Here is a 14246-nt window from a genome sequence, read left to right on the forward strand (position 1 = left end):
CGGGCTGCCGCCATCGGGCCGCCGTACTCCCGCCCCGCGCCCCGCCACGTCCCCCCCCACCCTGTCGTGTGTTTCCGCGCCCCCCGGCCCCCCCCCCTCTTCGAGCTCGCCACCACCCGGGCGACGATGGCGCGGCTCTCCCAGTCGGGCGTGCACGCCCTGTCCGCCGCGCGCGAGGGCATGCTGGCGGCCCAGCTCGCGACGCTCGTCGTCGGGGCGGTGGGGGTGCCCGCGAGGGAGCAGCCGCCCCTGGTGCTCGTGATCGACTCCTTCGAGGAGGCCCAGTACCGCGGTTCCCCGGAGCTCGGCCGCATGTGGAGCGTCTGGTCGGCGCTCCAGAAGGTGCACCCGCGGCTGCGGACCGTCGTCGCCGGGCGGCTGCTGAAGCAGCATCCGGCCCGGTTGGTGGAGCCCCTGACGATCGAGTTGAACGACCTCGACCCCGAGGCCTCCACGGCCCTGCTGGCCTGCTGCGGGGTGAGCGACGAACGGCTCGCCGAGAAGCTCGCCGACCGCGTGGGCGGCAATCCCCTGAGCCTGAAGCTGGCGGCGCGGGCCGCCGAGCAGGAGGGCGACCGCGCCGAGTCGCTCAACGAGCTGATCGAGAGCCTGCCCCGGCGCCGCCGGCACTTCTTCCGCAAGGTCGACGAGATGCTCGTCCAGGGGATCCTGTACGAACGGATCCTCCGGCGCATCGGGGACGAGGACGTCCGCGCCCTGGCCCAGGCCGCGATGGCGCTGCGGACCGTCACCCCCTCACTGATCCGGGAAGTCCTCGCCGAGCCGTGCGGACTGGCCGTGGACTCCGACCTGGAGGCGGAGCGCCTCTTCGAGCTGTTCTCCCGGCTCGACCTGGTGGAATCCGCGGGTCCGGGGAGCGTGCGCCACCGGGCCGATCTGCGGGCCGTCATGCTGCGGCTGGCCGACCGCGCCCGCGCGGACCTGATGCGGGCGGTCGGGCAGCGGGCCGTCGCGTACTACGCGGCACGCGACGGTCTGGAGCCGCGGGCGGAGGAGATCTACCACCGGCTGCGGTTGAACGAGAGCCCGCGCGAGGTGGAGCTGCGCTGGCTGCCCGGTGTCGAGCGGTTCCTCGGCGGGGCGGACCAGGACATGGCGGGACGCTCCGCCGCGTACCTCGCCGGGCGCTTCGGCGGCCACACCCCGGACGAGGTGATGGCGAAGGCGGACCAGGAGGACTGGGAGCGCATCACGGCCCGCGAGGTCGAGGACCTGCTGTCGCAGGGGTACACCGACGCGGCCGCGGCCCGGCTCGAGGGGCGCCGCCCGTGGACCTCGGGCAGCCCGTTGCACCCCCTGTGGATCGAGACCCTGGACCGGCTGGGCCGTCGTACCGAGGCCCGGGCCGCCGCCGACGCGGCCGTGGACCGCGCCGAGCAGGACGGCTTCCCCGGACTGCAGCTGGAGCTGCTGCTGCTCTCGGCGCGGCTGGCCGAGGCGGACGGCGAGGGGGACGAGGCCGACGACGACCTCGCCGAGGCCGAGGAGATCGCCACGGGCCTGGGCAAGGACTTCGAGGCGATGGGCGCCCTGCTGACCCGCGCGCAGCTGGCGTCGGGCACCGAGGAACAGGGTCAGGAGGTCTCGGGCAGGCTCGCCGAACGACTGCGGCGGCTGTCCGACGCGGAGCTCGTCCGGCAGCCCGCCCTGGTGCGCGCCGCGGCCGCCGAGGTCTCGCACGACCACCCGCGGATCCTGGAGCACACCCTGGACGTCGTGGGCCTGCCCGAGACCGAGGACGAGGTCCTGGACGTACTCGGCGACGCGATCGCCCGCGTGGTGGCCGACCGGCCCGAGCTGCGGGCCTCGCTGCGCCGCCTCCTGGAGGACTCCGCCGGCCCGCCGGACCGGAGGGTCACGACCGGGGCCACCCACCAGGGGGTACGGGGCATGCTGCGCGAGGCGCGTCGGCTCGGGACGCTCGACCGGCTCGCCGGGCGCCTCCTGGCCTTCGACGACCGGAGCGGCGAGCTCGTGTCGGGAGTGGCGGCGGTGATGGGAGCCGGAGCCGTCGCCCCCGGCCCGGACCTGCCCACGGGCGCGCGGCCGGTCTTGTCGGAGCAGGGCGGGGCGGACCCCTCAGCAGAGGGCCCAGCCGAAGGGAACGGCCACAGAGCGGCCTGATCGACCATGAGCGACCCGTATCTGTCCCAGGACGACGTCGTACTGCTGCGGGACACGGCGGTCGAGGCAGGACTGACGGACCCGGCGCTGCGGAGCCTGCTGTTCGCGGGCATCCTCCCGAAGTACCGCGGTTCGCTGCCGCTCCTCGCGGCGCCCGGCCAGCAGATCCACTCGGACCTCAACGAGATGAACCGGGTGGAGCGGCTCATCGACGGCACCGTGCCGCTGGCCCTCTGGCTCCGCAACGCCTCCGACCAGCTCACGGACGCCGCCGCCCGCGACGTGTTCCTCAAGGCACTGGACCGGGTGGCGCGCGACGCGGCCGGTGAGCCCGACGTGGCACCCGACGTCCCCACCGGGGAAACCAAGGAAGAGATCGTCTTCCGGGACGACACGGTGCCCTTCGGCTTCCTGAACGGCGGAGAGCTGGCGGGCGCCGCGGTCGCCCGCATCAAGGTGCTGCCGTACCAGGGGGGCGCCCTGCTCCAGCCGTTGGCGCTGCCCCACAACGGCACGGGCTGGCTCATCTCCGCCGACCTGCTCGTCACCAACCACCACGTGGTCAACGCCCGCAAGCGCACCGACGGCCAGCAGCAGGTGGCGGACCCGGCGGACCTGCTGCTCCAGGCCCAGGGATCGCGCTCCCGGTTCGACTACCTGAGCGAGGACGACGCGGACGTCGAGGAGGCGCGGGCGAGCGAACTCGTGGCCTGGGACGAGGAGCTCGACTACGCCGTGCTGCGCCTGGCCGGCGCGCCGCCCCGGCCCTTCCTCCGCGTCGCCACCGAACCCCTGGCCGTGACCGTGGACACTCCGGTGGCGCTCAACATCATTCAGCACCCGGGTGGGGAGCCGAAGCGCATCGCGCTGCGCAACAACCTCGCCTTCGAGGCGGACGACCGGGACGTGCGGTACTTCACCGACACCCGGGGCGGCTCCTCCGGCTCGCCGGTGCTGACCGACGACTGGACGGTGGTGGCCCTGCACCGCGGCACGCGCCGCGTCTCGGACGTCAGCTTCCAGGGCAAGAGCACGGCGTTCGTGAACGTCGGCACCCAACTGAGCGCCATCATGCGGCACCTGCGGGAGCACAGCCCTCAAATCCACGACGAGATCGCTGCGGCCCAGTCACGCTGACGGGCCGGGCACGACCACAGGAGGTGTGAGATGCGCGGTGGATCACCGGTGGCGACCGGGCCCGAGCAGGTCTTCCGGGAGGACTTGCTGGAGGTGGCCGCACGCGTGCGCAAGGGGCTGAACGCGGAGATCCTCGAATCCGACGAGGAGCTTCCCCGTGAGGACGAGGCGGCCGCGCGGATCGGCCGCGCCGCCCGCGAGGAGCGGGCCACGGTGCTGGAGGCCGGCGTACGCGGGCTGGAGAAGCTCGCCGCGGGCCGCACCGGCGACGTCGACGAGGACGAGTACTTCGGGGTGGAGGCCATCGTCCTGCTCGAGGGCCGTCCGGCGATCCTGGTCCAGGGCCAGGACTTCGCCCCGCAGGCGGGCGACTGGGCCCTGCTGGACGGGCAGCGGCCGGGCATCCGGAAGTCGATCGAGCGGGTCGGCCGGGTGGAGGTCTCCGGCCACGCCGAACTGGACTGGCTGGGCACCGGCTTCCTGGTCTCGCCGTTCGCGGTGATGACCAACCGTCATGTCGCGGCCGAGTTCAGCCGGGCGGACGGCGAGGGCGGGTTCACCTTCCGCCAGGGCATGGGCGCGCGCATCGACACCGCCGAGGAACTCGGCGCGCCCGCGACCGACGGATCGTTCGAGTTCGAGGTCACCGAGGTCATCGGCATCCACCAGGACGTCGACATGGCGCTGCTCCGCGTGTCCCCCACGGCCGCCGGCGGCGCGCCGCTGCCGGCGCCCCTGCCGGTCGCCGCCGACGCTCCGCCGGACCTGCCGGGCCGGCCCGTGTACGTGGTCGGCTATCCGGCGGCCGACGGCCGTCGCAACGAACCGGAGGCCATGAGACGCATCTTCATGGACATCTACAACGTGAAGCGGCTCCAGCCGGGCACGGTCACGGCCCTGGTCCCGGAGGGGCCCGGGTTCACCATGACGCACGACTGCTCCACGCTCGGCGGCAACAGCGGCTCCCCGGTCTTCGACCTGGCCGATCACCGGGTGCTCGGCCTGCACTTCGGCGGCCGGTTCAGGTCCGGCAACTTCGCCGTGCCCTTGTTCCGGCTGACGGACGACCCGCTGCTGAAGCGGGCGGAAGTCAACTGGGTCTAGGGCGTGTCCGGAGCCGGCGACCCGCTCGCGTTGCGTTTGCCAGGTGCTACGGACGGCCGGAGACTGGTCGTATCAGCGTGGCCCCCACCTCCGGAGACGGAGCTCGCCGGCGCCACCGCTCCTTCGCTGCCGCCCCGCCCCGTGGGCACCTGCCGCTTGTCTGCGAGATCTTCTCGCAGGGCCCGCGGCGCCGCATCCGGCCACGCCCGACGTCGCGGACGTTCCGCGCGTCGCCGGATGCCCAACCGTCGGTCCACTTCTCCTCGGAGGTGTCCTATGTGCAGGACCTCGCCGCGACTCAACTGCATCGTCCCCCCGTACCTTCTCAAGAGGCTCCTGGAGAGCGAGGACGGTGAGGTGCGCCAGGCCGCCCTGGACACCTTGCTGACCACGGCCCGCCTGCGGGGTGAGCGAGCGGTCCGGTCGTCCTTCGACGGTGCGGCCGCCCCCGGTAACGGCCGGCGCACCGTCTTCGACTGCGAGCAGGGGAGTTACCTCCCCGCCGCCGTCCTGGCCAGGCCGGAAGACGGACCGGAGTCGGTGGACGAGTCCGTGAACCGGGCGTTCGCCGGACTCGGCCTGACGCGCGATTTCTACAGAGAGGTGTTCCAGCGTGATTCGATCGACGGCCGCGGGATGCGCCTGGACGGGTACGTCCACTTCGGTGTGAAGTTCAACAACGCGTTCTGGGACGGACGGCAGATGGTCTTCGGCGACGGGGACGGAAAACAGCTCAGCAACCTCACCGGATCCCTCGACGTGATCGCCCACGAGCTGACGCACGGAGTCACCGAGCACACCGCCGGACTCGAGTACCACAATCAGTCCGGGGCCCTGAACGAGTCGGTCTCGGACGTCTTCGGGTCCTTGGTCAAACAGTGGTCGCTCAAGCAGTCGGCCGAGGAGGCGGACTGGCTGATCGGCGCTGACGTGTGGACCCCGGGCATCGACGCCGACGCCCTGCGCTCGCTGAAGGCCCCGGGGCACGCGTACAACAACGCACTGTTCGGGAGGGACCCCCAGCCCGACCGCATGAGCAAGTTCGTCCACCTGCCCGACTCCGAGGAGGGGGACAACGGCGGGGTGCACTTCAACTCCGGCATTCCGAACAAAGCGTTCTTCCTGACGGCCGTGGGCATCGGCGGATTCGCCTGGGAGGCCCCCGGGCACATCTGGTACGAAGCGCTCAGAGCATCCGGCTCCGGTGTCCAGTTCCAGGATTTCGCCCACACCACCTACCAGAAGGCCGGGGAACTCTTCGGCGTCGGGAGCGCCGAGCAGTCGGCCGTGCTGGCGGCGTGGCAGGAGGTGGAAGTCCCCATCGGAGGCATCCCGACCGGAATCGTCCGGGCACGGAGCCTCGCGTCCAACGGGCACGGTGGCGCGGGCCGACAGGACGACCTGGCCGCCCTGACCCGGCAGATCGGGGAACTGAGCGCCAAGATGACGGGGCTGGCCAAGGACGTGCACGCGCTGAAGGCCTCCAGGTGACCACCGGAGGGCGCCGCCGCCCGCTCCCCGGCCGAGCCTCACGGAGTCGCGCACGATGAAGGTGACTCTCGCGGCACACGGCGGGCTGGCGGCGGCGGTCAACTTCCGCCGCGCGCCCGAGGTGCTGGACACGGACGCGCTGCCCGCGCACGCCGCCGCGGAGCTGGCCCAGCTGGTGGCGGGGGCCGGCACGGCGCCCCGGGCGGACCAGCCCGGCCGGGCCAGGGACGCGATGAGTTACACGATCACGGTGGAGGACGGCGGCCGCTCGACGGTCCTCACACAGTCGGACGCCACCATGACCCCCGCGTTCGCCGCGCTGCTCACGTGGCTCCGGAACCACTTCGAGCAGGAGTGACGCGGGGGGCAGGTCGTCGGCCACCCGTCCGATGCCAGCGGTCCGACGCCAGAGCCGCGCCGCCGGTCAGGCCGCCGTCGGGTCACCGGGAATCGGGTGTACCTCGACCGGGTCGCTGCCGGGCTTCCCGCCGGGGCCGGGGCACGCCGATGCCCGTGCGGCGATCTCCAGGGCCCGGTCCTCGCTCTTGACGTCGACCACCCAGTACCCGGCCAGGATGTGCCCCGCCTGGGCCGGCCCGTCGGTCACCCGCGGTCGTCCGTCGCTTCCGGCCCGCACCGTCTTGACCAGCGAGGGGCCGCCGAGACCCTGCCCGTCCACCCACTCCCCCGCGGCGGTGAGCTCGCTGTTGAGGGCGTTCATGTGGGCGAACATCGCCTCCATGTCCTGCGGGGAGTACGACGACATGATGGCGTCCCACTCGGCGGCCGGCACGTTCATCTGGATCATGTACTTCATGTTCCCTCACCCTTTCCGGTCTGCTGCTGGGCTCCTCGAGCCTACGAGAAGGCAGACGGCCGGGCGCCCCGAAACTCATCGGTGCCCGTCGGTGCTCACCGGTTCCCTCGGGCCGCCGAGCCGCCCCGTCGGCCGGGCAGGGGGTCGATCACCACGCCGGGGTTGAGGACACCCGCCGGGTCGAGTACGGCCTTCCCGGCCTGGAGGGCGGCGGCGAAGAGGCCGGGGCGCTGCCGGTCGTACCACGGGCGGTGGTCACGGCCCACGGCGTGATGGTGGGTGATGGTGGCTCCGCAGCCGATGAGCGCCTCGGAGACCGCTGCCTTGATCTCGTCCCACTGCTCCACCGTCCTGCCCCAGGTTCCGGCGGCGTAGATGCCGAAGTAGGGGGCGGGGCCGTCGGGATAGACGTGGGAGAACCGGCAGGTCACCACGCCGACGGCGCCGACCTGTCGCATGGCGTCCCGGGCCGCGTCGTCGACCGCCGCGCGCAGCCGGTCGAACCGATCCCAGGTGCACGCGGTCTCGAACGTCTCCACGATCATGCCCTGGGCCGCGAGCGCGTCCCGCTGGTACGGCATCCGGAGGAAGGAGGAGCGCCAGGTGTCCGCGACTTCGCCGCGCGCGCGAGCGTCGGCGCCGTCGGTATGGCGCACCCGGCCCGACAGGACACCCCCGTGGTCCCGGCACAGTTCCAGCGCTCGCTCCATCGGCGCCGTGACGGGGTGGTCGGCCGACTCGAACCCGAGCACCAGGACGGCCGTCGACGAGCCGGCGTTGATCAGCGCCTCCATGGGGTCCAGGAGCCTGCAGTTCGCCGGGTCGAGTCCGGACTGCGCCAGAGCGCGTACCGCCCGGACGCCGTCGTCGTAGTGCGGGAACGCCACCGAGGCCCCGGCCCGCCAGCGGGGCCGGGCCTGGAGCCGGACCCATGCCTGGGTGATGACGCCGAGCGTGCCCTCGGAGCCGAGGAACATCCGGTCGGGGGAAGGTCCGGCGCCGGAACCCGGCAGCCGCCGCGTCTCGACGGCTCCGGCCGGGGTGATCACCCGTAGCGATTCGGCGAGGTCGTCGATGTGGGTGAGCCGCGTCGCGAAATGGCCGCCCGCGCGGGTGGCCAGCCACCCGCCGAGACTGGAGAACTCGAAGGACTGGGGGAAGAAGCGCAGAGTGAATCCCCGCGCGCGAAGCTGCTCCTCGAGATGCGGGCCCAGGACGCCCGCCTGGACGAGCGCGGCCCGGCTGGTGGGGTCGACCTCGAGCACCCGGTTCATCGAGGTCAGGTCCAGGCTGACCACCCCGGAGTACCCGTCACCCACACGGGGTTCGACGCCTCCCACGACGGAGGTACCGCCCCCGAAGGGGATCACGGCGATGTTCGCGTCCGTGCACCACTCCAATACCCGTACGACATCGGCCTCGGAGGTGGGCCGCACGACGAGGTCCGGGACGTGGGGCAGCTTCCCCAGCAACGCCCGTGCCACGTCGCGAAATGCCTGCCCGTGGCTGTGCGACAGCCGGTCGGGCCCGGCCGTCGACGCGCATCCCGCCAGCGCCGGCGGCACCTGGACCCGGCTGGCGGGCAGGTCGAACGACGCGATCGGCGGCGCCTCGTGCACGGTCAGGTCCGCGCCCGGAAGCATCTGCGCGACGCGCCGGGTGAGCTCTCGACGCTCCGAGCCGGCTACCGCGTCCTCGACGTTTCCCCATCCCCACCACGAACGCGTCTTGCCGCTCACTGCCCCACCTATCTGAACGTTGGGTAAGTTACTGGGCGGTCAGATTGGCATAGGATGAGGTCATGAGCAAGCACGAGAGCGTCCCCGCCACCCCCGTCCCCCGGCGCGTGGGCACCAAGGGGATGCCTCGCAAGGACCGGGAACAGCTGATCCTGGACGCGGCAGCGGAGGAGTTCGGCACGAAGGGCTACGCCCGCGGGTCCACGGCGGCCCTGGCGGCGCGGGCGGGAATCACCAAGCCGATGATCTACGAGTACTTCTCGTCGAAGGACGGCCTCTACCTGGCCTGCCTCGACCGGGCGGGGTCCCGCCTCGTGGCAGCCGTCGAAGCCGCGCAGACGGGACCGTCCGACATCACCCGCGCCTCGCGCACGCTGGAGGCCGTCTTCCGAGCCCTCGAAGGACGCCTGCACGACTGGGGGCTCGTCTACGACCCGACCGTGCCGGCCGAAGGGGAGCTCCATCGCGCCGCCGTCGTGTACCGGCGGGAACTCAACCGCATGGGCGCGGTCGGCGTGGCCGCGTTCCTCGGCCCCGCCGCGGCGGACGATCCGCTCGACGCCGACCTCGTCACGCACCTGTGGTACGGGGCCGTGAGCGCCGCCGTCGCCTGGTGGCGCAGTCATCCCGAGCAGACCGCCGAGGACATGGTCACGCGGATCCGGCGCGTGTTCGCCGCGCTGGCGGTTCCCGCGCCGCCGTCCCGGCGGGTCTGACCACAGGGCGGCCGGCACGGCGCCGGGCTTCGGCGCGCGGCTCGCATACTGGTCCCATGAGTCCGCCGTCCACGCACCATCGATTCCGGGACCCGCGCAGCACCCGGTACGACTTCCTCGCGTCCGTCCTGGTGCGCTGCCCCGGCTGCGCGAAGGTCGCGCAGGTCGGGACGGCGCCGGATCCGGCCCCGGCGCACGACCGAGGACCCTTCGCGTCGCGGCGCCTCGTCTGCCGGCACTGCGGGACGGCGAAGGAATGGACCGGTGGAGCGGTGACCTGGCACCGGGACCCGAACGGACCGGCCACGGACCCTTACTTCGGCCTCCGCCTGTGGCTGCAGACCGAGACCCGGCACGGATGGGTATGGGCGTACGACCTGGAACACCTGGACCTGATCGGACGGTTCGTCCGGGCGCCGCTGCGCGAAGGGATCCCCTGGCACGACCACGGCCGGAAGATGACCGTGGTGGCCCGCCTGCCCGCCTGGATGCAGCAGGCCAAGAACCGCGACGAGGTGCTGCGGGCCATCGCCCGGATCCACGCCTCACTGCTCCGCACCTGAGGCGGCGGCACCCGGGCCGCCCTCTCGGATCTCCGCCTGTCGGCACCGGACGAGGACCGGGACGACACGGCCGTTCCGGACCTTGATCCCCGTATTCGACGGGACGGCATGCTAAAGATGAGGGGCAAATCATCCCAAAGTAGGAGGTATGCCAAGATGCGTTCAACTCTTCTCCGTGTAGCGGCCGCACTGAGTGCCGCCGCGGTTCTGGCTCTCTGCGGCGCCGGAGTGGCCAGCGCCGACGGCGTGGGCAACGCGGGCATCGGGAACTCGGGCGCCGGGAACGCCGGCATCGCCAACTGGGGTCTGGGCAACGCGGGCTTCGCCAACACCGGCATCGGCAGCCACGGCATCGGGAACTCGGGCATCGGCACTTCCGGCATCGGGAACTGATACGGCCTCACCGCCCCCGCTCCAGCCCTCCGGCTCGTGCGCATGCGCATGCTGCGCGCTCGGCGAGCAGCATGCGCCCCGCACCCTTCCCCCGCGCGCCCGGCTTCGGCCGGGGCGCCCGGCCGGCCCTACGGGGCCCGACCGCCCTCCCCCGGTGGAGGATTGAGGGTGCGTGCGCATCCAGGTGCTCGGGTGTGAGTACCGTCTGCTCATGCACATCAACGGACCGGGACAGCAGCGGGGGCACGTACTCCTCATAGCCGGGGACGCCTCCGTGCGCCGACGCACGGTACAGCTCGCGCCCAGTGCCAATCTCGCCGCGCTCGCGATGGTGTCGGCCTCGATGCTGTTGGGCAGTGAACTCCCCAGCGACACCGTGTACCTCGACGGGGCCCGCGACCCGAATACCGTCCTGGCACGGCTGCGCACGGCGGCCGCGACGCCCGGCCCGCTGCTGCTCTACCTGTCGGGCCGTCTCACCGTGGACCGCCGGGGCCGCCGGCTGCACCTGGCCCTGGCCGGGACCACGTCGGCGACCGTCCGCTACACCGCGCTGCCCTGGGACTGGCTGGGCACCGAACTGCGCGAACGCCCCGCCGGGCTGACCACCGTGCTCCTCGACCTCGCCGCCGACAAGGACGCCTGGCCCCTGCTCCAGGAGTACGGCAGCCTGCCCGCTCCCGCGTGCGCCGAGGTGTACGGGGTGGTCCGTCCGCCGGCGTTCGCCACGGGGGACGGGGCGGTGAGCGGTTACACCCGGCAGTGGATCGACCAGCTCCGCCACAGTCCCGTCCGGCCCGCCAACGTCCAGCTGCACGCACTGGCGGCGGGTACCGCGGCCCTGCCGCCGGGCGCCCTCGTCCTGCCGACCGCCCGTGAACTCGCCCTGCGCCCGGCCCCGCACCCGGAACAGCACCAACAACAGCAAGAGCAACAGCAACAGCAACCACAGGAATGGCAGGAGCGGCCCCGTCCGCACCCGCACCAGCCGGCCCCGGGCTCCGCCCTCGGCTCCGCTGCCGCTGCCGCTGCCGCCGCCTCCGCCTCCGCTGCCGCCCCGGCCCCGGGCGGGGATCCGCGGCCGCACATCCACGCGCTGGCCACCTCCGGCCGCCATCGGGAGGCGGCCACCCTCGCCCGGGCCTGGGAAGAGCACGTCCTGCGCGCCTTCGGGCACACCTCCGTGGAGGCGATCCAGTGGGCGGAGATCCGCGCCGATCTGGCCCGGATGGCGGGCGATTTCGGACCGGCCACCCGGCTGTGGATCGGCGCCGGGCAGGCCCGCCTGGCCCGTGACGGCGCCGAGGACCCGCACGTACAGGCCGCGGCGGCCGGGGCCCTGTACTGCTGGACCCAGCTCAAGGAACGGGCCCCGGCCCTCGAGTCCGGACCCGAGCTGATCCGTCTGCTGAGCGCTCTGCCCGCCCTGGACCCGCACTACCTGGAACTGACGCGGTCCCGGCTGGAGGCCCTGGCCTCACCGCAGCGCCCCCGCGCCCTGCACGGCTGAGCCCCGCCCGCCCCGTTGCCGCCGACCGCCGGCACGGCGGGGCGGGGCGGGGCGGGTCGTCCAGGAGTCACCGGTTCGGGCGATGGTCCGCGGCATGCCGCGGTTGGCCTAATGGGCCCTCCGGACTGACGGGCCGTTCACTCTGTCCTCGTCGATTACGGCCGGGCACGGCCGGGTCAGGAGACCGGTGTGTACGGGTCGGGAGAGCGGACCTCTGAGCGGACCCGCCGGGCGGGCGGCCCGATCCGGTGCCGTGTTCCTGGACGACATCCACAGGAAGCCGCGATCGACACGGCTCCCCAAGACCCAGCGGAGAGGCCTGTGAGGACGAGAGCCGCAACCGTCTGGTTCACGCCCGCCCTGCGTTCGCTCACGGCGCTCATGGGCGCGGGATCGTTCGGTCTGGGGGCACTCGCGGTCTTCGTGACCCAGAACGGGACCGGTGCGGCGGCGCTGATCGTGTTCGGGGGCGTCTTGCTTCTCCTCGCTCTCCTCGGCAGCCGCATCGAGAGCCTCGAGTTCGGGGGTGCCACCCTGAAGATTCGGGCCGCCGCCGCGGAGAAGTTCGCGTTGGCGGAGGAGTCCGAGCGCCGCGGAGACATCACCGCGGCTCGTGAGCTGCGTGCGGAGGCGAGAACCATGCTGGACGCCGCCGGGCCCATCGCGGCCGACTACCGCGCCGTACGCGGCTCGATGCGCACCGGTGCCCCGCGCACCCGGGCCATGGAAGGGGTGATCGCCCGTGCGCGCCGCCTGGCACAGGAGCAGTCCTTCGAGTCGGCCGAGGTCCTGCGCTGGCTGCGGCACGGTACGGACGAGCAGCGCATCACCGCCTTGGCGATGATGCAGGCCCGGCCCGAACTGCGGAACTTCGAGGCCACCCTTGCCGCCATCAGGAACCCGCGCACCGCCTTCGAGCAGTACCACGCCATGCGGCTCGCCCTGCACATGATCGACGGACTCGACGCCGAGCAGGCCGGGAGACTGACGGAAACGGTCGAGGAACAGAAGGGCATGCGCTTCAGGAGGGACCCGGATCGCAGGCGGCTCCGCGAGGAGATCCTCCGGAGAGTGCGCGGGCGCCCGCGGGAGCCGTAGGGCGGACGGCGAGCAGGTGATCATAGAACCATGACGCGGTGGATCCGGATTCACGAAAGCGAGTACGGCCTCTGGTCGTACTTCGAACTCGACGACGAGGGGTGGGCTCGACGCCAGGTCGGCCTTCGCGGCTCCGATCACCGGCCGGTGACCGCGGCAGCCCTGGCCGAGGTCCTCCGGCTCAGGGATCGAGCCGCGTTCGAGGCGCTGCGGGCGTACGAGCAGCAGTACGGCGTGCTCGCGGAGGGCAGCTTCCACGGCTGGGGCGAGGCCGAAGGAGCCTGCGACATCCGCGAAGGCGCCTTCGAGCAGGTCTGGCGCTTCGCCCGCGCACGACTCGACGTGGTGGCCGCGACGGCGACCGGGAGTACGGATCACCCGGGAGCCGCTCTGACCCGCGGCGAGCTGGCGGCCCTGCTGGACGAGGACAGCACCGCCTGCCGTGCCGCCCGGGCGGCCCTGCTGGCCGGGGGCCACTTCACGGTCGGGGACGGTCTGGTCCCGGCGGGCCGCCTGGGATCCACGTACGGCATGCGACTGAGACGCATCCGGCTGCGTGGCCGGCGGACGCTCGCCCTCGAGGAAACCGTGGGCGTCCTCCAGGGCGCCGCGGACGAGCCGGTCCGGACCGGCGAGATCACCGCCGCGGACCGGTCCTGGACCTTCATGCTCTTCCTCGATGCCACGGCGACCACGGTGCTCGCCTGTGGCGGAGTCTCACCCCCGCCGGCCGGCGACTGAACGCCCGAGCGCGCGGGAAACCACCCGGCGGCCCGGTACCGGGTGCCGGGTGCCGGGTGCCGGGTGCAGCACGTCCGGCCGGCCGAAGGGCGGGAGTGGGGGGGGGGGGGGGTGGGAGGCGCGGGGGCTGGGGCCGTCGGCGAGGGGTAGCGCGCGGGCGGGGGGTACGGCCCGGGGGGCCGGGCCGGGGGGGGGGGGGGCGGGGGGCGGGGTGCCCCCCGGCCGGCCGCCGTGGGGGGGGGTGGCGGGCGGGGCAGCGCCGAGGCCCGCCCGCACGGCGCGTCAGGTCAGAGGATCTTCCATCCCTGGTACGGGTTTCCCCGCGAGGGGTCCTTCATGTAGGCATTGCCCTTGGCATCCGAATCCAGGACGTTCAGGTAGTAGTTGTTGAGCAGCATGCTGGGGCCCCACTGATAGGTGTTGGCCCAGGTCTGGCCCTGCGGGCGTCCGCAGCTGGCCCCGCGCACGGATTCGGCGTCGACGGCGGTGAGGCACAGTCCCGTGGCGACGCTCTGCAGTCGCCCGTCGTTGAAGCGCCGCCAGTGCTGATACGGGTTGTCCACACTGCAGCCCTTCGTATAGATGTTTCCGCTCTTGTCCCCGTCGAGACAGAGAGCGGTCTGGACGTTCTGGATCATCCCGGGCCCGATGCTGTTCGCAGGGGTGTCGGCGACGGCCGTGGAGGGCGCCATGATGATGCCCGCACATGCGCCGGCCAGGACTCCGGCCACGCCCATTCTTGTCTTCATCGGAACTCTTTTCGCTTCGCTCATCGTTTTCGCTGGACGTGCA

Annotated in this window: 13 protein-coding genes and 1 pseudogene; 11 read left to right on the forward strand and 3 right to left on the reverse strand. The window is 72.7% G+C overall.

Annotation, left to right across the window (positions count from 1 at the left end; all coding sequences use genetic code 11):
- The 5 genes and pseudogenes from ACWF9Z_RS15405 to ACWF9Z_RS15425 all read left to right on the forward strand — a co-directional run.
- Nucleotides 1-2145: pseudogene (locus ACWF9Z_RS15405) on the forward strand (hypothetical protein); the annotation flags it as partial.
- 6 nt (nt 2146-2151) lie between these two features.
- The gene (locus tag ACWF9Z_RS15410) at nt 2152-3282 is read left to right on the forward strand and encodes a trypsin-like peptidase domain-containing protein (protein ID WP_453602282.1); all 1131 of its coding nucleotides are present in this window, start codon (nt 2152-2154) and stop codon (nt 3280-3282) included.
- 30 nt (nt 3283-3312) lie between these two features.
- Nucleotides 3313-4386, forward strand: coding sequence for a trypsin-like serine peptidase (locus ACWF9Z_RS15415; RefSeq protein WP_453602285.1), 1074 nt, complete (start codon nt 3313-3315; stop codon nt 4384-4386).
- Between the two features lie 276 nt (nt 4387-4662).
- Entirely contained in the window at nt 4663-5877 is a 1215-nt protein-coding gene (locus ACWF9Z_RS15420) for a M4 family metallopeptidase (RefSeq protein WP_453602288.1), read from the forward strand.
- A gap of 55 nt (nt 5878-5932) precedes the next feature.
- Nucleotides 5933-6235, forward strand: coding sequence for a protealysin inhibitor emfourin (locus ACWF9Z_RS15425; protein WP_453602291.1), 303 nt, complete (start codon nt 5933-5935; stop codon nt 6233-6235).
- A gap of 66 nt (nt 6236-6301) precedes the next feature.
- Here ACWF9Z_RS15425 and ACWF9Z_RS15430 read toward each other — a convergent pair whose 3' ends face one another.
- Both ACWF9Z_RS15430 and ACWF9Z_RS15435 read right to left on the reverse strand, forming a co-directional pair.
- On the reverse strand, nt 6302-6694 hold the full coding sequence (locus ACWF9Z_RS15430; protein WP_453602294.1) for a YciI family protein: 393 nt from the start codon (nt 6692-6694) through the stop codon (nt 6302-6304).
- 95 nt (nt 6695-6789) lie between these two features.
- A complete protein-coding gene (locus ACWF9Z_RS15435; RefSeq protein WP_453602296.1) occupies nt 6790-8433 on the reverse strand; it encodes an FAD-binding oxidoreductase in 1644 nt (547 codons plus the stop codon).
- 62 nt (nt 8434-8495) lie between these two features.
- Between ACWF9Z_RS15435 and ACWF9Z_RS15440 the strand changes: the two genes are divergently transcribed.
- The 6 genes from ACWF9Z_RS15440 (at nt 8496) to ACWF9Z_RS15465 (ending at nt 13454) form a co-directional block, all read left to right on the forward strand.
- Complete coding sequence (locus tag ACWF9Z_RS15440) at nt 8496-9149, forward strand: TetR/AcrR family transcriptional regulator (RefSeq protein ID WP_453602298.1); 654 nt, start codon at nt 8496-8498, stop codon at nt 9147-9149.
- Nucleotides 9150-9205: 56 nt separating this feature from the next.
- On the forward strand, nt 9206-9712 hold the full coding sequence (locus ACWF9Z_RS15445) for a hypothetical protein (protein WP_453602301.1): 507 nt from the start codon (nt 9206-9208) through the stop codon (nt 9710-9712).
- 156 nt (nt 9713-9868) lie between these two features.
- Nucleotides 9869-10105 (forward strand): pentapeptide repeat-containing protein, encoded by a 237-nt coding sequence (locus tag ACWF9Z_RS15450; protein ID WP_453602304.1) that lies wholly within the window; start codon nt 9869-9871, stop codon nt 10103-10105.
- Between the two features lie 211 nt (nt 10106-10316).
- Entirely contained in the window at nt 10317-11615 is a 1299-nt protein-coding gene (locus tag ACWF9Z_RS15455) for a hypothetical protein (RefSeq protein ID WP_453602307.1), read from the forward strand.
- A gap of 321 nt (nt 11616-11936) precedes the next feature.
- Entirely contained in the window at nt 11937-12713 is a 777-nt protein-coding gene (locus ACWF9Z_RS15460; RefSeq protein ID WP_453602310.1) for a hypothetical protein, read from the forward strand.
- A gap of 30 nt (nt 12714-12743) precedes the next feature.
- Nucleotides 12744-13454, forward strand: a complete 711-nt coding sequence (locus ACWF9Z_RS15465) for a hypothetical protein (protein ID WP_453602313.1) — start codon at nt 12744-12746, stop codon at nt 13452-13454.
- A 287-nt stretch (nt 13455-13741) separates the two neighbouring features.
- Here the strand turns inward: ACWF9Z_RS15465 and ACWF9Z_RS15470 are convergent, their stop codons facing one another.
- Entirely contained in the window at nt 13742-14203 is a 462-nt protein-coding gene (locus ACWF9Z_RS15470; protein WP_453602315.1) for an RICIN domain-containing protein, read from the reverse strand.
- Between the last annotated feature and the right edge of the window lie 43 nt (nt 14204-14246).

It is taken from the genome of Streptomyces sp. NPDC054961, assembly GCF_053609145.1.